Source organism: Thermomonas sp., from assembly GCF_047606765.1.
Lineage (GTDB): Bacteria > Pseudomonadota > Gammaproteobacteria > Xanthomonadales > Xanthomonadaceae > Thermomonas.
On the sequence record NZ_JASGED010000106.1, the window covers coordinates 1 to 17967 of the forward strand.

Here is a 17967-nt window from a genome sequence, read left to right on the forward strand (position 1 = left end):
TAGCTGCCGAGCTTGCTCGGCAGAACATCCTTGGACAATGCATGATGCTGCGGGTGTGTGCGGAGCAAGCTGCGCACCTACAGGAAAATGCCAGCAGAACATCCCGGACACTAATCGTCCGGCCAGACGATCGCCGGCTTGCCCGCATCCTTGCGCGGCGCAGGCACTGCCGCAACCGCGTTCCAGACCTTCAGCGCATCGACGGTTGCCGCCACGTCATGCACGCGCAGGATCGAGGCACCGTTCTGCGCAGCGATCAGGTGCGCGGCCACGGAACCCGCCGCACGTTCGGCAGCAACCTCGCGCCCGGTGAGTTCGCCGATGCTGCGTTTGCGCGACAACCCGGCCAGCACCGGCACACCCAGTTCGGTGAAGCGCCGCAACTGCGCCAGCAGTCGCAGGTTGTGGGTCGTGGTCTTGCCAAAGCCGAAGCCGGGGTCGACCACGATGTGCTTCTTCGCGATGCCGGCCATCTCCGCCGCGAAGATGCGCTCGACAAGGAAGCGATGCACCTCGCCGACCACGTCGTCGTACTGCGGCGCATCCTGCATCGAGCGCGGTTCGCCCAGCATGTGCATCAATACCACCGGCACGCGCAGTTCCGCTGCCGCATCCAAAGCGCCTTCGCGGCGCAGGCCGTACACGTCATTGACCATGCCGGCACCGGCTTCCACAGCAGCGCGCATGACCTCGGGTTTCGATGTGTCGATGCTGATTGGCAACGACGTTTCCTTCGCCAGCCTCTCGATGACGGGAATCACGCGACGCAATTCTTCCTCAACCGAGATCTCCTGCGCGCCGGGCCGCGTGGATTCGCCGCCGACATCGAGGATGTCCGCGCCTTCTTCGGCCAATTTCAGGCCATGCGCAACGGCGGCATCGGCATCGAAATGCGCGCCGCCATCGGAAAACGAATCCGGGGTGACGTTGACGATGCCCATCACGCACGGCAGGTCGAGCCTCAGGATGCGGCCATTGCAGTCAAGTTGCGGGCTGGTGTCGAACATTGGATTTGCGCATACGAAAAAGGCCAGAGCGGACTCTGGCCTTTTCGATGCAGGACGGCAACCGTCTTCAGGTCTGCGGCGCAGGATCAACCAGTGCCGGCGCAGTCGGCGTGGACGAATCATCCTTGCCACTGCGGCCCGGCTTTTCCACCCAGCCCGGCGGCGGGTTGGGCGTGCGGCCTTCCATGATGTCCTTGACCTGTTCGGCGTCGATGGTTTCCCACTCCACCAGCGCGGTGGTCATCGCCTCCACGCGGTCGCGCTTTTCCTCAAGGATTTGCTTCGCCACGGCGTATTGTTCATCGAGGATGCGGCGGATTTCGGCATCCACCTTCTGCTGGGTGGCACCGGAAATGTTCTTGTTCTGGATGCCGTAGCCGCTGTCGCTGTCGGCATACACCATCGGCCCGAGCACATCGCTCATGCCATAGCGGGTGACCATGCCGCGCGCGATCGCGGTGGCGCGCTCGAAGTCGTTGGACGCGCCGGTGGAGATGTCGCCAACGAACAGTTCCTCGGCGATGCGGCCACCAAACAGGATGGCGATTTCTTCCAGCATCCTGTCCTTGTAGTGGCTGATGCGGTCGAACTCCGGCAACTGCCAGGTCAGGCCCAGCGCCCAGCCACGCGGCATGATCGTCACCTTGTGTACCGGGTCGGCCTTGGGCAGCGACATGGCGACCACGGCGTGGCCGGACTCGTGATACGCAGTGGCACGGCGCTCTTCCTCGCGCATCACCATGCTGCGGCGCTCCGGGCCCATGTAGATCTTGTCCTTGGCGTCCTCGAAGTCCTGCATGTCCACCTGCGTCTTGTTGCGACGCGCGGCGAACAGGGCTGCTTCATTCACCAGATTGGCAAGGTCGGCACCGGAGAAACCCGGCGTACCGCGCGCCAGCACGTCCGCGCGCACGTTGTCGTGCAGCGGCACCTTGCGCATGTGGACTTTCAGGATCTGCTCGCGGCCCTTGATGTCGGGCAGGCCGACCATCACCTGCCGGTCGAAGCGGCCCGGACGCAGCAGCGCCTTGTCCAGCACGTCGGGGCGGTTGGTGGCGGCAATCACGATCACGCCCTCGCCACCCTCGAAGCCGTCCATCTCCACCAGCATCTGGTTGAGGGTCTGCTCGCGCTCGTCGTGGCCACCGCCCATGCCGGAGCCGCGATGACGGCCCACGGCGTCGATTTCGTCGATGAAGATGATGCAGGGCGCGTGCTTCTTGGCCTGCTCGAACATGTCGCGCACGCGCGATGCGCCCACGCCAACGAACATTTCCACGAAGTCGGAGCCGGAAATCGAGAAGAACGGCACCTTGGCCTCGCCGGCAATCGCCTTCGCCAGCAGGGTCTTGCCGGTGCCGGGCGGGCCGACCATCAGCACGCCGCGCGGAATCTTGCCGCCCAGCTTCTGGAAGCGCGACGGGTCGCGCAGGAACTCGACCAGCTCGGAGACTTCCTCCTTGGCCTCGTCGCAGCCGGCCACGTCGGCGAAGGTCACCTTTACCTGATCGTCGCTGAGCAGCTTGGCGCGCGAACGGCCAAACGACATCGCACCCTTGCCGCCAGCGCCGCCCTGCATCTGCCGCATCATGAACAGCCAGAAGCCAATAATCAGCAGCACCGGCAGGAAGTTCAGCACCAGCGACCAGAACGAAATGCCGGTGTCCGGCGGTGCCTGGTTGATCTCGACCTTGTGTTCGATCAGGTCGCCGATCAAGTCCTTGTCGCGCAGCGGCGCGGTGGTGATGCCCTTGTCGCCGTTGCTGCGCACGAAGTTGATGGTGCGTTCGTTGCTGGAAATATCGACCTTGCTGATGCGCCCGTTCTGCACGTCCTGCACGAAGTCCGAATAGACCGTTTCCTTGCTGGGGGTCAGCTCCGGCGAAAAACTCCGGAACACCACCATCAGCACGGCGACCACGACCACCCAGAGCAGCAGGTTCTTGCCAATGTCGTTCATGTCGTCCTTCTACCTGATTTGCGCCAGCTTGCCTTGCGCCAGTGCATACACTTCGGGCGACCGCTTGCGCGAAGCCGCCGGCTTGCGGATCACTACCTTGGCATAACGCCGCCGCAGTTCCCGCACGTATTCGTCGAACCCCGTTCCCTGGAACAGCTTGATCAGGAAGGTGCCGCCCGTGCGCAACTGGCCGTCGGCGAACTCCATCGCCAGCTCGGACAGGTGCATCGCGCGCGGCTGGTCCACCGCATCCACACCACTCTTATTGGGGGCCATGTCGGACAAGACAAGATCGACCTGTTCCCCGTTCAGCATCTCCAGCAAGCTGGACAAGACAGCATCCTCCCTGAAGTCGCCGTGAAGGAACTCCACCCCGGCCAGCGATGGCATTTCCAGGATGTCGCTGGCGATCACCCGGCTCGGCTTGTCCCGGCCCTTGTCCAGCACGTCCAGCTCCTGCCGCACCCACTGCGACCAGCCGCCGGGGGCCGCGCCCAGATCGACCACCACCATGCCCGGCTTGAGCAGGCGGTCGCGCTCGACCAGCTCCTCCAGCTTGTAGGCCGCGCGCGAACGCATCCCCTCCGCCTGCGCCTTTTTGACGTAGGGGTCGGAGAAGTGCTCCTTGAGCCAGCGCTGGCTTGACTTGCTTCGTGAAGGCATGGCTGCGAGTCGCCACGGGTTCCGGGCATGGGGAAACAGGCGGTCATGATACCCTGCCGCCCGTTTCCAACCTTTTAGCGCCGCATGTCCATCGTCCTGACCAATGCCCAGATCCGTTTCCTGCGCGGCATGGCGCACGACCTGAAGGCGATGCTGCAGGTCGGCGGCAAGGGCATCACCGATGCGCTGGCAGCGGAGGTCGATGGCGCACTGGAACACCACGAACTCATCAAGGTGAAGGTGGCCGGCGAAGACCGCGACCTGCGCGATGCCATGATCGCCGAGCTGGCCGAGCGCACCGGCGCGGCGCTGGTGCAGCGCATCGGCCATACCGCCGTGCTGTACCGCCCGGCGAAGGAAAAACGGCACATCGTGCTGCCGAGGGCGTAATGATGTTTCCTTCTCCCGCTGGCGGGAGAAGGTGCCGAAGGCGGATGAGGGTGGAACCCGCATGCAACTGAACCTCGAACGCCCGGACTACACCTGCTTCCTGCGCGGCGCAGACGGCGAATCCGCGCTGGTCAACGACCGCCGGCTGACATCCAGCTTCGTGATTGCCCCCAATACGCTGGTCGAAGACTGGCTGGTGCGCGATGCCGGCGCGATGGTCGCCGGTGACCTTGATGCGCTGTTCGCACTGCAACCGGAACTGGTGCTGCTCGGCACCGGCGCGAAACAACTATTCCCGCCCGCCGTGGTCATGGCCGCCTGCCTGCAACGCGGCATCGGGATGGAAATCATGACCAATGCCGCTGCTGCGCGCACGTATTCGGTTCTGGCCGGTGAAGGCCGGCGCGTGGTGGCGGGATTCGTGATTCCGTAACGATGCAGGCCGTTCAGCGCGCGGCCTTGCGGGCTTCCTTGGCTTCGGTGTCGATGATGTTCTTGCGCACCTTGGCGCGATCTTCGTCCAGTGTGTCTGGTTTGGCGTCCAGCAGTGGTTGCACGTAGCGCGTGCGCAGGGAATCGGCTTCGGCACGCCCTGCCGGAGACTTGCGCAACAGGCCTTCCAGTTGCCATGCGGCATTGATGGTGTGGTGGCTGTCTGCACCCAGCGCAGCTTCGCTCAACGTCAGCAGTTCGCGGTAAGACGCGATAGCAAGTGCATCGTCGTCGAGTTCCTCCGCTGCATCCGCGCGAATCTTGTATCCATCACGTACCTGCGAGTGCTTCTCGCCCAGTACCTTGCGCGCAACCGGAAGATAGCGGTCAAGCTGCACCAGCGCATCGCGGTAGCGTTTGGCCTGCACGAAGGTGCCGGCGCGGTTGATCTGGATGAACAGCGTGTCCGGATGTTGCGGCCCCAGCAGGCGCGCACGCGCTTCGGCGACTTCGCCTTGCAATGCCATGGCCTTCGCATAGTCCTTCAGGCGCGCATGGAAGGTGGACAGGTTGAGCTTGGCGCGCAGTGTGGACGGATGTTCCGGGCCCAGCGTGCGCGTGCGGGCTTCGACCACGCCTTTGCTGATGGGCAATGCCTCCTCCGACTTGCCGCTGTCGGCAAGCATGTTGGCAAGGTTGGCACGCTCATCCAGCGTAATCGGATGTTCCGCACCCAGCCTGCGCGTCTGTATGTCCACCAGCCCACGCTGCACTTCAACCGCACCAGCCTTGTCGCCACTCATGATCCGCGCGATGGCGAGATTGTGCAGCGACGCCAGCGTGTCCGGGTGCTCCTTGCCCAGCGCCTGCGTGCGCAGCGCCACCACGTTTTCCAGCACCTTGCGTCCTGCCTGTGGTTCACCGGAGCGGGTCAGGTGGATGGCAAGATCATTGGCGACTTCCAGCGCAACCGGGTCACGTTCGCCACGCAATTTGACGGCGGAAGCATGCAGGGCTTCCAGCATCGTCCGTGAGCGGGCACGGTCGCCGAGCGCACTCACCGCCTGCGCATGGTTCAGCTGCAGTCGCAGCCGTACCGGATGGTCCTGCGGCAATGCGTCGGCATCGCGCAACGCCGGCTCCAGCAACGCCTGCGCTTGCTGCGGCTGCGCGGCCATCAGCAGTGCATCGATCTGCTCCTGCCGCGCCTTCAGCGTAGCCGGCGCACGCGCACCCAATGCCGCCGTGCGGTAATCGGCAACCTGCGCAAATCCCTTCGCCGCCTCCGCATGCAGACCCAATGCGGTGCGCACCTTCGCCACAGATTCACGCAGGTCGGCGGCAAGGCCCGGCTCGCTGCCGAAATCACGTTCGATGGCACGCTCGGCATTGGCAAGGATGTCATGGTCAATCAACTGGCGCGCAACATCGGCGGTGCTGGCGCGGGCCAGCGCAGAGTCAAACGCGGCAGCATCGTCCGGCAACGCCTTCGCCACCTGACCGCGCAGGGCATCACCCATGCCAATGCCCATGGCTTCGATGTCGATGCCTTCCAGCATCGATTGCTGGAACGCCGCCACCTTCTCCAGTTCCGCGCTGCGCTGCTCGGCCACCGCGCGCTGCTCGCGCGCCTGCAACAGGCCATAGATCGACACCGCCAGGCCTGCGACCAGCGCCAGCGCCACCATCGCACCGGCAGCAAAGCCAACCCGATGCCGCTGCGCGAACTTGCGCCATGCGTAGCGCCGCGAAGCTGGCACCGCCTGCAACGGCTTGTTGTCCAGGAACCGCTGCAGGTCTTCGGCCAGCGCGGCGGCGGATGGATAACGCTCGCCGCGTTCGTGGCGCATGGCCTTCGCCACCACCCAGTCCAGTTCGCTGCGCAGCATGCGCTGCATGCGCGCCAGCGGCTGGCCGCGCCCGCGCGCGAGTCGTTCGGCATCCTGCGGCGACAACGTGGACAACTGCGCGGACGGCAGCCGCAGGGTATGCGCCTGCGGGGTCACGGTTTCGCCCGCTGCCAGCGGTCGCTGGCCGGTCAGCAGTTCGCTGAGCACCACGCCCAGCGCGTACACGTCGCTGCGCGTGTCCACCAGCGACTGGTCGCCGCCGGCCTGCTCCGGGCTCATGTAATCGGGCGTGCCGGCGATCTCGCGCCCTTCGGTCAGCGCGCTGGCGGTGGCGATGCCGAAGTCGATGATGCGCGGCAATGCGCGGCCATCGACCTCGTCCACCAGCAGGTTGCCCGGCTTCAGGTCGCGGTGGATCACGCCCTTCTGGTGCGCGTGCTGGACGCCTTCGCAGATGCGGATGAACAGCGCGATGCGTTCGTACAGCGACAGCGCATGCTCATCGCAATAGCGGGTCACCGGGCTGCCGGCGATGAACTCCATCGCGAAGTACGGCGTGCCGTCCGGGGTGGTGTCGGCATCGAAGATCTGGGCGATGGCCGGGTGCCGCATCTGTGCCAGCAACTGGCGCTCCACCTCGAAATAGGCCAGATGGCGCGCGTCCAGCCGCTGTGCGCGCAGCAGCTTCAACGCCACCGTGCGCCGCACCGGCTCCAGTTGCTCGGCGCGATAGACATCGCCCATGCCGCCGCGCCCCAGCAGGGCCTCGATGCGGTAGCGGCCCAGCCGCGCGCCCGGTGGCAAGGCATCGCCCGGCGCAGGCGCAGTTGCGCTGGCTGGCGAGCGCGTCGCCAGCAGTTCGGTACGTTCGCGGTCGTCCTGCGTCATGGTGTCCCCCGTCCGCCCGATTCTACGTCCGCTCCCGGCCCGCGCCAGCGGCTACACTCCTGCAATCCATGAACGCCAACACCAAATCGCACGACACCACCCAGCGCACCCTGCTCAGCGAAGGGCCACCCAGCCCGGCGCGGCGCTCGGCCTGTATGGTGGTGATCCACGGCCAAGGGCTGGGCCAGCGCATCGACATCACCGACGCGCCCTTGATGGTGGGGCGCTCGGACGAGGCGGATTTCGTGATCGCCCACAAAAGCGTGTCGCGCTCGCACTGCCGGATCTGGCGCGACGAAAACCGCTACCTCATCCGCGACCTCGGCGCGACCAATACCACCCGCCTGAACGAGCGCCGCATCGAAGGCGATACCGCGCTGTCCGATGGCGACCAGGTCACCGTGGGCGAAAGCATCCTCAAGTTCATCAGCCAGGACAGCGTGGAAGCGCGCTACCACGAGGAGATCTACCAGCTCGCCACCCATGACGCGCTGACGGAGTTGTACAACCGTCGTCATTTCATCGAGATGGCGGACAAGGAAATCGCCCGCGCGCTGCGCCACCAGCGCCCGCTGGCGCTGTGCATCATCGACGTGGATCTGTTCAAACCGGTCAATGACCGCTACGGCCACGCCTGCGGCGACGAGGTGCTGCGCCAGATCGCCGCGCTGGTGCTTCGCCACGCACGCAGCGAAGACCTGGCCGCGCGCATCGGTGGCGAGGAGTTCGCGCTGCTGCTGCCGGAGTGTGAACTGGACACCGCCCAGGCCTGCGCGGAGCGCCTGCGCGAGGCGGTTGCCGCCGCCGCGTTCCTGCCCGATGGCGAACCACGGCAGATCACGGTCAGCATCGGCGTGGCCGCGCTGGGGCCACGGCATGGGTCGCGCAACAACCTGATGGTCGCCGCCGACAGCGCGCTCTATCGGGCCAAGAGCGAAGGCCGCAACCGTGTCTGCACGGACGCCTGATGCGCGCCGGTCAGCGCGCGCGGTAGCGGGTTTCGACGTAATCGTCGATCAGGGCCACGAACTCATGCGCGATGTTCTCGCCGCGCAATGTGACGGTCTTTTCGCCATCCACGAACACCGGCGCGGACGGTGCTTCGCCGGTGCCGGGCAGCGAGATGCCGATGTTGGCGTGGCGCGATTCGCCCGGCCCGTTCACCACGCAGCCCATCACCGCCAGCGTCATGTTCTCCGCGCCGGGGTGGCTGATCTTCCATTCCGGCATCTTGCCGCGCACATGCTCCTGCACCACCTTCGCCAGTTCCTGGAAGAACTCGCTGGTGGTGCGGCCGCAGCCGGGGCAAGCCGTGACCATCGGCGTGAACGCGCGCAGGCCCATCGTCTGCAGCAGTTCCTGCGCCACGATCACTTCCTGCGTGCGCGATGCGCCCGGCTCCGGCGTCAGCGAAATGCGGATGGTGTCGCCGATGCCTTCCTGCAGCAGCACACCCAGCGCCGCGCTCGAAGCAACGATGCCCTTGCTGCCGATCCCGGCTTCGGTCAAGCCCAGATGCAGGGCGAAGTCACTGCGTTGTGACAGGTCGCGATAGACGGCGACGAGTTCCTGCACGCCGCTGACCTTGGCGCTCAGCACGATGCGCTCGCGCGGCAGGCCGATCTCGACCGCGCGCTGCGCGGAATCCAGCGCGGAGCGGATCAAGGCTTCGCGCATCACCCGCCCTGCATCCCAGGGCTCGGCGCGCTGTGCGTTTTCGTCCATCAAGGTGGCGGCCAGCGCCTGATCCAGCGAACCCCAGTTGGCACCGATGCGTACCGGCTTGCCGTACTGGATGGCGAACTCGATCAACTGTGCAAACTGGCTGTCGCGCTTCTTGCCGAAACCGACATTGCCGGGGTTGATGCGGTATTTCGCCAGCGCCTCGGCGCAAGCCGGCTCGTTCGCCAGCAGGGTGTGGCCGTTGTAGTGGAAGTCGCCAATGATCGGCACGCGAATGCCCATCATGTCGAGCTTCTCGACGATGCGCGGCACGGCGGCGGCGGATTCGGCGTTATTCACCGTCACCCGCACCAGTTCCGACCCTGCGCGCCACAATTCCGCCACCTGCTTGGTGGTGGATGCAACATCGGCGGTGTCGGTATTGGTCATCGACTGCACCACCACCGGCGCGTCGCCGCCGACCTGCACGCCACCGATTTCAACCTGCCGCGTGACGCGGCGCGGCGCGGGGCCGTAACGATGATGATCGGCGCAGGGAGGCAACGGGGCAGGCACGGCATTCATCGGCATATTGTAGGCCGCACGCTGTTGCGCGCGGCGTGCATCAACCGCCAGCGGGCGGATCGGCCGGGCGCACGCTGCCGTTGTCTTCCTGCAATTCCGGCTTGAACGGCACATCCGGCGGCGGTCTTGCAATGGCCGGCTGCTCGTTCACGTCGGGATTGTAGGGCGTGCAGACGGCACCGGGCGGCAGCGCCGACACTGCGCATCGCAACTGCAGCTTGCTGCCGGGAATCGGGATCGCAACCTTCTTGATGCCACGCCGCACCCATTCCTCCAGCAAGGTGCCGTTGGGAATCCAGTATTTGTCGAAGCGCGTGCCCTTGTATTCCAGGCCCGGGCGCTTGAGCCAGGTACCGGCGCGGTCGATGTCGATGCCGCTCTGCTTCGTCCATTCGTCCGGCAGGCGCGTACTGCCGTCGCTGTTGAACAGGCCGGACTTGCCATCGCCACTCTTGCCGCCATTGCCGGTGCCGGCGACATTGCGATCGGATGCGCCCCAGTCATCGCTTTTCGCTGCGCCAGACCAACCGCCGGGAGCCGGCTTCAGGCCGGGGCCGGCACCGCTGCCAACAGTGGTGACACCACGCCCGCTTTCGGTGGCCGCGCGCGCGCCCTGCCCCGCGCCAGCCTTGGCCTGCCCTGCGGCTGGCGCATCGCCATGTGCATTGCCGGCACCGCTGGTGGCACTGCCGGAAGCTGCATTGCCACTGCCCGGTTTGGTGGCAGTCGTAGGGGAACCACCCGGCTTCGGCACGATCGCGCGCGCGCGCAGCTCCGGCGCACGCGCCTGTACCTGCACCTCGCTCACACCCGGCAATGGCCGCTGGCGCAGCGCTTCGGTTGGATCGGGCTGGATCGCATCAACCGGCAACGCGCGCTGCCGCAACTGCGGTTCACGCGGCTGCGGCTGGCGCACTGCAACCTGCCGTTCGGGCAATGCCTGCATGCGCGGGGCTTCCACGTCCACCACTTCGGTCTGTCGCGGCGCGCGTTCGCGCAATTCCGGCAAGGTCGTGCTGCGCTCGCGCGGCGGCGGCAACTGGAAGCTGGCGGGATCGGGCACCCGCACCTCGCTGACCTGCAATTCCTGCGCGGCGTCTTCCACCGGCTGCGGCGCAGGCTCCGGCTGCGCCGCCGCGACTTCGGCACTCGGCGCAGGCACGGGCTGTTCGGCGACATTGGCCGGTTGCGCGGTTGCAGCAGCTTCGGTAGCGGGTGATGGCGATGGCGTCGGCTGGCGCACCGCAGGCGCGGGCGATGCTGCGGATTCGGCACCGGCTGCGGCCAGCGCACCGCCACCTTCTTCGGCGTTGCCGCGCCCGATGAACTCCACCTGCACGGCTTCGTCATCTTCTTCCACCTTCGACAGCGCCACCATGCCCAGATACATCAGCCACAGCAGCAGCGCCACGAGCACCAGATGCATGACGATGTCGAGCACGGTCACGCCAATGCGCAGGCCGCGTTCGTCGCGCGGATCGGGCTCCCAGTTCTGCTGCAACAGGCTGAAGAAGGCCTGCAGCCGGCTCTTTGCGCCGGGCCTGCGCGGGATGGGCCGCAGCGGGCGTTGCACGAACACATCAATCCACGAGGCCGGCCTGGCATGCGCCGCCTGCGCATCAACGCGCGGCATGCCATCGAACCACTGCTGCCAGCCTGCCGGCATGCGCCCGGCATCGTCCAGCCGGCCCGTCTTCAACAACCGCCGCTGATTGAGCGCGGCGATGACGTCATTGGCAGTCGTCACGCGCGCCGGTTCCGATCAGGCCGCGCCGCGCTGCGGCAGGTACGGCGCGCTGCCGGTCGCGTGGTCGGTGGCATCGCGCACCGCCGTCACCCCGGGCACCTTCTCCATCAGGGTCTTTTCGATGCCCTGCTTCAGGGTGACATCGGCCATGCCGCAGCCGTGGCAGCCACCACCGAAGCGCAGCACCACCACGCCATCGGCGGTCACTTCCTGCAGGCTGACGTGGCCGCGATGCTGGGCCAATTGCGGATTGATTTCCTGCTCGATCAGCCAGCGCACGCGCTCCACCAGTGAAGCGGTCTCGCCCGGTGCCGAACCCTTGATCTTCGGCGCACGGATCTGCAACTGGCCGCCGGTGGCCTGGGTGGCGTAGTCGATTTCCGCGCCATCCAGATAGGGCACGCTGGCAGCATCCAGCCACAGGGTGAAGCCTTCGCAGTCGATGGCCCATTCGTCACCGGCCAACTCCGCACTTTCGGCAAACTCCAGCCGCACGTCCGCACGCGGCGTGCCCGGATCGTTCGCAGCCAGCCGCACGCCAAGGCCGGGGATGGCCTCGCGCTCGATCAACTTGCGGAAATGCGTCTGCGCGGCTTCGGAAATCTGGATCATGCGGCTATTCTAGCCACGCGGCCGCGCGCTGCGTCGCCACCATTGCGCTGCCCAACGCAGGCGATGCCTGCGGTTCATCCCCCGCAGGAGAAATCCGATGTCCGACCTGATCCCGCTTGCCCAAGCGCACTGCATCGCCCGCCGCGGCCACGAACACCGCCTGAGCGAGGCCAGCATTCGTGAACTGCTGCCGCAGCTGCCGGGCTGGGAGCTGGTCGAGAACGGCCACGCACTCAGCAGGACCTTCAGCTTCCCCGACTACTACCGCACGATGTCGTTCGTGAACGCACTGGCGCACGTCGCCAACGCCGAGAACCACCACCCCGACCTGTCCGTCCACTACGACCGCTGCGTGGTGCGCTTTTCCACCCACGACGTCGGCGGGCTGTCCGAAAACGACTTCATCTGCGCGGCGAAGGCGGATTTGCTGGCGGGTTGAAAACCGGGGACGCGCCACCGGTTCGCATTGCCCGACACGCCGTGAATCCATCCATGGAGGCTTCTCGGCGACATCCGTGTCGCCGAGAGTCGGTCAACGCAAACCGACGGCACGTCCTGATGGTTCGTCAACCCAACCGATCCAGCACGTCCACCAATTCCGGTGCCAGCGGCGCATTGAGGACATACGGTGCCTTGCCGCCGTCCAGCTCGAACGCAAGCGACGAGGCATGCAGGAACAGCCGCTTCAGCCCGGCCTGTTCGCGCAGGCGCTTGTTGGCGGCTTCATTGCCGTATTTGTCGTCGCCGGCCACCGGATGGCCGATGTGCTGGGCATGGACGCGGATCTGGTGGGTGCGCCCGGTTTCGATGCGGACTTCGCAATAGCTCTGCCCGCCGCGCCGCTCCAGCACCCGGAAGTGGCTGAGGGACGGTTTGCCGGCATCACTGACCTGCACATGCCGTTCGCCGCCCTGGCGCAAGCCGACGTGCAAGGGCGCATCGACGCTCATGACACCATCCGGCATGCGCCCGGCCAGCAGCGCCAGATAGCGTTTTTCGATGCCTGATCCATGATCTTCGCGTAACAATCGCTGAAGTTCGGTCAAGGCCGAGCGCTTCTTGGCAATCACCAGCAGGCCGGAGGTGTCGCGATCCAGCCGGTGTACCAGCTCCAACGTCTCCTTCGGGCGCAGGGCGCGCAGGGATTCAATCGCGCCGTGGCTGATCCCGCTGCCACCGTGGCTGGCAAGGCCGGAGGGCTTGTTGAGCGCCAGCAGGCGGGCGTCCTCGAACACGATGGCCGCTTCCAGCGCCGCCAGCAGCCCTTTGGGCGGTGGTGATTTGTTGCCATCTTCGTCGATATTGAGGCGAACAGGCGGAATCCTGACCTCATCGCCCGCTTCCAGCTTGCGCTCGGCCTTGGCCCGACCGCCGTTGACCCGCACCTGCCCGCTGCGCACCAGCTTGTACACCAGCGAGCGCGGCGCGCCTTTCAACTGGCCCAGCAGGAAGTTGTCCAGCCGCTGGCCGGCACGGTCATCCGGCACCTTGACGGTGCGGGCGGCGGACGAAGTCGGCTCGGGCTGTCTCAGGGACATGTGATCTGGTACACTCGGGGGGCGATGTAAGGGTTTGATTTCGCAGGAAGTGTCGGGTGGCTTGCCGCCCATCCAGCCGAAAGCTGGCCTGCCTGACGAGCCCCGCCGCAGTGTCGTTGCCACCGCCCTCGGGGCGGCCATGTTAACGGCTGCGCGGCAAGCCCGCCCATCGCCGGCCCCTGCGGTCGTGACGACACCCGCTGAACAACGCCCCGCGCGACGCGCCCCGACCCACAAGGCACGGGCGGCGGTCGCCGGCCCTGCAACACGACAAGCAACAAGCGCTCCCGCGGCCCGCCGTGGTGTTGTAGCGCTGGAACACTAGAGGCGACCGGCGCGCCATGCGCAGCCGGGCGCTTGCGGTATCCAGAGGCGAAACGCCCGGCGTTCCGCGTGTGAAGACGCGCGAGGAACGCACCAATGAAGCGAATGCTCATCAATGCCACGCAGGCGGAAGAACTGCGCGTGGCGATCGTTGACGGCCAGAACCTGTACGACATCGACATCGAACAGCCGTCCAGGGAAAACAAGAAGTCCAACATCTACAAGGGCCGCATCACCCGGCTGGAACCATCGCTGGAAGCGGCCTTCGTCGAATACGGCGCGGATCGCCACGGCTTTTTGCCGCTGAAGGAAATCTCCCGCGACTACTTCCAGGCCGGCGTTGACCCGAACAAGGGCAGCATCCGCGAACTGCTGCGCGAAGGCCAGGAAGTGGTGGTGCAGGTGGACAAGGAGGAGCGCGGCAACAAGGGCGCGGCCCTGACCACGTTCATCTCGCTGGCCGGCCGTTACATGGTGCTGATGCCGAACTCGCCGACCGCCGGCGGCGTCTCGCGCCGGATCGAGGGCGACGACCGCGCCGAGCTGAAGCGGGCGATGGACGCGCTGAACATCCCCGACGACATGGGCGTCATCATCCGCACCGCCGGCGTGGGCCGCGACGCGGAAGAACTGCAGTGGGACCTGGACTACCTGCTGTCGATCTGGCGCGCCATCGCCGACGCCGCGCTGACCAAGCCCGCGCCGTTCCTGATCTACCAGGAGTCGCGCCTGATCGTGCGCGCCCTGCGCGACTACATGCGCAGCGACATCGGCGAAATCCTGGTCGATACCCCGGAGATGTATGCCGAGGCGCTGGAGTTCGTCGAACAGGTGATGCCGCACAACAAGCGCAAGCTGAAGCACTACACCGACGACACCCCACTGTTCAACCGCTTCCAGATCGAATCGCAGATCGAGTCCGCGTACGAGCGCACCGTGCGCCTGCCATCCGGCGGCGCGCTGGTGATCGACCAGACCGAAGCGCTGACCGCCATCGACGTGAACTCGGCGCGCGCCACCAAGGGCGGCGACATCGAGGAAACCGCGTTCAACACCAATCTTGAAGCGGCGGAAGAAGTCGCCCGCCAGTTGCGCCTGCGCGACCTTGGCGGGCTGGTGGTGATCGACTTCATCGACATGTCGAGCAACAAGCATCAGCGCGACGTGGAGAACAAGCTGCAGAACGCGCTGAAGTACGACCGCGCGCGCGTGCAGATTGGCCGCATCAGCCGCTTTGGCCTGCTGGAAATGAGCCGCCAGCGCCTGCGCAACAGCCTGGGCGAGGCCAGCCAGATCGTCTGCCCGCGCTGCGAAGGCCATGGCCGCATGCGCAGCATCGAATCGCTGAGCCTGTCGATCATCCGCGTTGCCGAAGAACACGCGATGAAGGACAACACCGGGCAGGTGCTGGTGCAGGTGCCGGTGGAAATCGCCAACTTCCTGCTCAACGAAAAGCGCAGCGCACTGCGCGAGATCGAAGCGCGCCACGACGCGCCCATCGTGATCGTTGCGGATGAGCAGTTGCACACCCCGCACTACGAAGTCACGCGCATCCGCGAAAACGAGATGGGCGAAGAGACCGCCAAGCCCAGCTACCAGCGCGGCACCCCGCGCAAGCTGGCGACGATTGCGCTGACCAAGGCCCAGCTCAACATCCCGCCGCCGCCGGCAGTGACCAAGGTCAAGCCGGCCCAGCCCGCGCCGCTGCGCGAGCCCAGGCCGATGCCGGAAGAGCGCCAGCCCGCACCGGTCGTCGCACAGGTGCCTGCACCGCAGCCGGTGCCGACCAACGGTGGCGTGATCGGCTGGCTGCGCGGCCTGTTCGGCGGCAGCACTGCCATCGCCACACCGGTGCCTGCGACCCAGCCCGCGCAGCATGGTGGCAACGGGCGTCGCGATGAGCGCGGCAACCGCCGCAATGATCGCGATGGCCGTGGCGGTCGCGACAACAACAAGCGCGATGAAAGCAGGCGCGACGACAACCGCCGCGACAACCGCAACGGCGGCAAGCCGCAGGGCGAGCATCAGAAGCAGCAGGCACAGCCGCAACAGCAGAACCAGAAGCAGCGCGGCGACAACAAGCAGCAGAAGCAGGACAAGCCGCAGCAACAGCAGCCGCAACAACAGAAGCAGCCGCAACAGCAAAAGCCGCAGCAGCCGCGTCAGGACAAGCCGCAGCCGCCGAAGCAGGCCGTCGCCATTGCCGAGATCGAAGCCGAAGCCACGTCGCTGACGCCAGACATCGCAGTGCCGCAAGCCACGCAGCCGCAGCCCGCAGCGATGCCGCAGGCCGTTGCCGAAGCCGCGCAGATCGACGATACAGACGCCATCGCCAATGGCGATGAAAACGGCGAAGGCGGCAGCAAGCGCCGTCGCGGCCGTCGTGGTGGCCGCCGTCGTCGTCGTGGTGCCGGCGAAGCCGCCGTTGGCGATGAGGCGATGCTGGATCAGGACGGCGCGCTGGACGAAGTGCTGGCCACCGACGCCGCGCAGCCGGAGTTCGACTTCGACGACATCCAGCCTGCCGCGCCGGTTGTCGCTGCGGCTCCGGTTGCAGCCGCACCGGCAGCGAGTGAAGCGGAGATCGTGGATTCCGCCACGCAAATCGTAGCGGATGCCATCGCCCCGATCACCCGCGTTGCAGCGCCGGTCGCCGAACCCGTTGCCGAACTGCCGCCGGTCGATGCAGCAACCGCGACCGCTTCGGTGGAAACTGCTGCCATCGAACACATCGCCTCCGAAACCACGCCCGCCGTGGTGGACGCCGTGGTCATCACCCCGACCGTGGTTGAGCATGTGGCCATCGAGCCAACCGTCATCGAACCTGTCGTGGTTGAGCAGGTGGTCATCGAACCGGTTGCCGCCGTTGAACAGGCTGCGATTGCACGGCCTGCCATCGCAACCTCGGCGGTTGCCGCCCTGACTGCCGACCCGGAAGCGCGACTGCGTGCGGAGCAGTTGCGCGACCTGTTCCTGAGCGCACGCAGCGAAACCGCCGACGCGCCCGCGAACGAGGCCGAACGCAACGCCTGATGCGGGTCACGCCCGCGTGCGCCGTCAATGCACGGCGTGCGCGGGATCGCCCAGCCCGTGCTGGCTGACCAGCCGCGCCAGCGAAATGGCGTCGCGGATGCCGAGCTTGTCGAACAGGCGCGCCTTGTGGGTGTTCACGGTCTTGGCGCTCAGGCTCAGGCGCTTGGCGATGGCTTCCTGCCGCAGCCCCTGGTTGAGCAGCAGCGCGATTTCAAGCTCGCGCGGGGTCAGCGTGTCGAACGGCGAATCCTTGCTGCCCTGCAAGCCCGACAGCGCCATGCCCTGCGCCACCGCGCTTGCCAGATATTTCCTGCCGCGCGCCACCTCGCGCACCGCGCGCAACAGTTCGGAGGCATCGCAGGCCTTGCCGACATAACCGGAGGCACCGGCTTCCAGCAGGCGACGCGGCATCGGCCCGTCTTCCAGCACTGACACCGCCACCACCCGGCTGCCGTAATTGCCGCGCACCACGCGTTCGGTCAATTCCAGCCCGCTCAGCCCCGGCAGGTGCAGGTCACACAGCACCACGTCCGGCTTGAGCTTGCGGATCAGCGGCAACGCATCTTCGGCACTTTCGGCTTCGCCCACCACTTCGATATCGGCCTCGCCACCCAGAATCAGGCGAAACCCGGTGCGCACCAGCGCGTGGTCATCCACGATGAAAACCCGGATCGGCATTGCAGGCTCCCCGTTGCACGATGGGGACACGCTACCTGCCGGTACCGGCCCCGACCAGCAGGGTATGCCGCGATGATGGGTAGGAAAAGTCCTACCCGGGTAGAAGTGGCGGAGAGAGTGGGATTCGAACCCACGGATGGTTTGACCCATCGCCGGTTTTCAAGACCGGTGCCTTAAACCGCTCGGCCATCTCTCCGTAGTGTGGATTTTCGCACGAGTCGATGAGTTCGACACATCGGCAGGATTGCCGATGTGGACAGCCGAAGGCTGCCCCGCGCATTGCGCGGGGTGAGGCCCATGGATGGGCCGAATCCATCTCACCGCTTCCGCCACCCCTCATCCGCCTTCGGCACCTTCTCCCCGCCATGCGGGGAGAAGGTGAGCATGCATGCACGCAACTGGCAGCGCATTGAGGGGTACCTACTCCCCGCCATGCGGGGAGTAGGAAAGCCTTAGGGAAGGTCTGAACAAGCCGTCATTCCGGCGAAAGCCGGCTGCTTCTGACAAACGAATGTTTGTCCGAAGCAGCCGGCTTTCGCCGGAATGACGGCTTGTTCAGACCTTCCCTAAGGCTTTCCTACTCCCCGCATGGCGGGGA

General features: G+C 66.2%; 14 protein-coding genes and 1 tRNA gene. 5 read left to right on the plus strand and 10 right to left on the minus strand.

Annotated features, from left to right (window positions below):
- Positions 1 to 110 precede the first annotated feature (110 nt).
- From folP to rlmE, 3 genes are all read right to left on the minus strand, one after another.
- Positions 111 to 1007 carry a dihydropteroate synthase gene (folP, locus tag QM612_RS10140; protein WP_415253773.1) on the minus strand — a complete coding sequence of 299 codons (897 nt, stop codon included), beginning with the start codon at positions 1005 to 1007 and terminating at the stop codon, positions 111 to 113.
- Positions 1008 to 1074: 67 nt separating this feature from the next.
- Positions 1075 to 2967, minus strand: coding sequence for an ATP-dependent zinc metalloprotease FtsH (gene ftsH / locus QM612_RS10145; RefSeq protein ID WP_415253774.1), 1893 nt, complete (start codon positions 2965 to 2967; stop codon positions 1075 to 1077).
- A gap of 9 nt (positions 2968 to 2976) precedes the next feature.
- Entirely contained in the window at positions 2977 to 3630 is a 654-nt protein-coding gene (gene rlmE / locus QM612_RS10150; protein WP_415253775.1) for a 23S rRNA (uridine(2552)-2'-O)-methyltransferase RlmE, read from the minus strand.
- 84 nt (positions 3631 to 3714) lie between these two features.
- On the opposite strand from rlmE, the gene yhbY reads away from it, so the two are divergent.
- Together yhbY and QM612_RS10160 are read left to right on the plus strand one after the other, a co-directional pair.
- Complete coding sequence (gene yhbY / locus QM612_RS10155; protein ID WP_415253776.1) at positions 3715 to 4020, plus strand: ribosome assembly RNA-binding protein YhbY; 306 nt, start codon at positions 3715 to 3717, stop codon at positions 4018 to 4020.
- Between the two features lie 61 nt (positions 4021 to 4081).
- Positions 4082 to 4453, plus strand: a complete 372-nt coding sequence (locus QM612_RS10160) for an Mth938-like domain-containing protein (protein ID WP_415253777.1) — start codon at positions 4082 to 4084, stop codon at positions 4451 to 4453.
- 13 nt (positions 4454 to 4466) lie between these two features.
- Here QM612_RS10160 and QM612_RS10165 read toward each other — a convergent pair whose 3' ends face one another.
- On the minus strand, positions 4467 to 7190 hold the full coding sequence (locus QM612_RS10165; RefSeq protein WP_415253778.1) for a protein kinase domain-containing protein: 2724 nt from the start codon (positions 7188 to 7190) through the stop codon (positions 4467 to 4469).
- Positions 7191 to 7258: 68 nt separating this feature from the next.
- Here QM612_RS10165 and QM612_RS10170 point away from each other — a divergent pair, with 68 nt between their 5' ends.
- Complete coding sequence (locus QM612_RS10170) at positions 7259 to 8158, plus strand: GGDEF domain-containing protein (RefSeq protein ID WP_415253779.1); 900 nt, start codon at positions 7259 to 7261, stop codon at positions 8156 to 8158.
- 10 nt (positions 8159 to 8168) lie between these two features.
- On the opposite strand, the gene ispG is transcribed toward QM612_RS10170, so the two are convergent.
- The 3 genes from ispG to QM612_RS10185 are packed head-to-tail and all read right to left on the minus strand — an operon-like array spanning position 8169 to position 11796.
- On the minus strand, positions 8169 to 9437 hold the full coding sequence (ispG, locus tag QM612_RS10175; RefSeq protein ID WP_415253780.1) for a flavodoxin-dependent (E)-4-hydroxy-3-methylbut-2-enyl-diphosphate synthase: 1269 nt from the start codon (positions 9435 to 9437) through the stop codon (positions 8169 to 8171).
- Positions 9438 to 9477: 40 nt separating this feature from the next.
- Positions 9478 to 11184, minus strand: a complete 1707-nt coding sequence (locus QM612_RS10180) for a hypothetical protein (RefSeq protein WP_415253781.1) — start codon at positions 11182 to 11184, stop codon at positions 9478 to 9480.
- Positions 11185 to 11199: 15 nt separating this feature from the next.
- The gene (locus tag QM612_RS10185; RefSeq protein ID WP_415253782.1) at positions 11200 to 11796 is read right to left on the minus strand and encodes an NfuA family Fe-S biogenesis protein; all 597 of its coding nucleotides are present in this window, start codon (positions 11794 to 11796) and stop codon (positions 11200 to 11202) included.
- Between the two features lie 97 nt (positions 11797 to 11893).
- Between QM612_RS10185 and QM612_RS10190 the strand changes: the two genes are divergently transcribed.
- On the plus strand, positions 11894 to 12235 hold the full coding sequence (locus QM612_RS10190; RefSeq protein ID WP_415253783.1) for a 4a-hydroxytetrahydrobiopterin dehydratase: 342 nt from the start codon (positions 11894 to 11896) through the stop codon (positions 12233 to 12235).
- A gap of 127 nt (positions 12236 to 12362) precedes the next feature.
- Here QM612_RS10190 and QM612_RS10195 read toward each other — a convergent pair whose 3' ends face one another.
- Positions 12363 to 13334, minus strand: a complete 972-nt coding sequence (locus QM612_RS10195; RefSeq protein WP_415253784.1) for an RluA family pseudouridine synthase — start codon at positions 13332 to 13334, stop codon at positions 12363 to 12365.
- A 420-nt stretch (positions 13335 to 13754) separates the two neighbouring features.
- Here QM612_RS10195 and rne point away from each other — a divergent pair, with 420 nt between their 5' ends.
- Positions 13755 to 16691, plus strand: a complete 2937-nt coding sequence (gene rne / locus QM612_RS10200; protein ID WP_415253785.1) for a ribonuclease E — start codon at positions 13755 to 13757, stop codon at positions 16689 to 16691.
- 24 nt (positions 16692 to 16715) lie between these two features.
- Here the strand turns inward: rne and QM612_RS10205 are convergent, their stop codons facing one another.
- Together QM612_RS10205 and QM612_RS10210 are read right to left on the minus strand one after the other, a co-directional pair.
- Entirely contained in the window at positions 16716 to 17369 is a 654-nt protein-coding gene (locus QM612_RS10205; RefSeq protein ID WP_415253786.1) for a response regulator, read from the minus strand.
- Between the two features lie 106 nt (positions 17370 to 17475).
- Positions 17476 to 17565, minus strand: a tRNA-Ser gene (locus QM612_RS10210).
- Positions 17566 to 17967: the final 402 nt, after the last annotated feature.

Coding starts and splice junctions, on each gene's coding strand:
- QM612_RS10185 (WP_415253782.1), bottom strand. CDS start 11,796: ATGATCCAGATTTCCGAAGCCGCGCAGACGCATTTCCGCAAGTTGATC.
- QM612_RS10160 (WP_415253777.1), top strand. CDS start 4,082: ATGCAACTGAACCTCGAACGCCCGGACTACACCTGCTTCCTGCGCGGC.
- rne (WP_415253785.1), top strand. CDS start 13,755: ATGAAGCGAATGCTCATCAATGCCACGCAGGCGGAAGAACTGCGCGTG.
- folP (WP_415253773.1), bottom strand. CDS start 1,007: ATGTTCGACACCAGCCCGCAACTTGACTGCAATGGCCGCATCCTGAGG.
- ispG (WP_415253780.1), bottom strand. CDS start 9,437: ATGAATGCCGTGCCTGCCCCGTTGCCTCCCTGCGCCGATCATCATCGT.
- QM612_RS10205 (WP_415253786.1), bottom strand. CDS start 17,369: ATGCCGATCCGGGTTTTCATCGTGGATGACCACGCGCTGGTGCGCACC.
- yhbY (WP_415253776.1), top strand. CDS start 3,715: ATGTCCATCGTCCTGACCAATGCCCAGATCCGTTTCCTGCGCGGCATG.
- QM612_RS10190 (WP_415253783.1), top strand. CDS start 11,894: ATGTCCGACCTGATCCCGCTTGCCCAAGCGCACTGCATCGCCCGCCGC.
- ftsH (WP_415253774.1), bottom strand. CDS start 2,967: ATGAACGACATTGGCAAGAACCTGCTGCTCTGGGTGGTCGTGGTCGCC.
- QM612_RS10170 (WP_415253779.1), top strand. CDS start 7,259: ATGAACGCCAACACCAAATCGCACGACACCACCCAGCGCACCCTGCTC.
- rlmE (WP_415253775.1), bottom strand. CDS start 3,630: ATGCCTTCACGAAGCAAGTCAAGCCAGCGCTGGCTCAAGGAGCACTTC.
- QM612_RS10195 (WP_415253784.1), bottom strand. CDS start 13,334: ATGTCCCTGAGACAGCCCGAGCCGACTTCGTCCGCCGCCCGCACCGTC.
- QM612_RS10165 (WP_415253778.1), bottom strand. CDS start 7,190: ATGACGCAGGACGACCGCGAACGTACCGAACTGCTGGCGACGCGCTCG.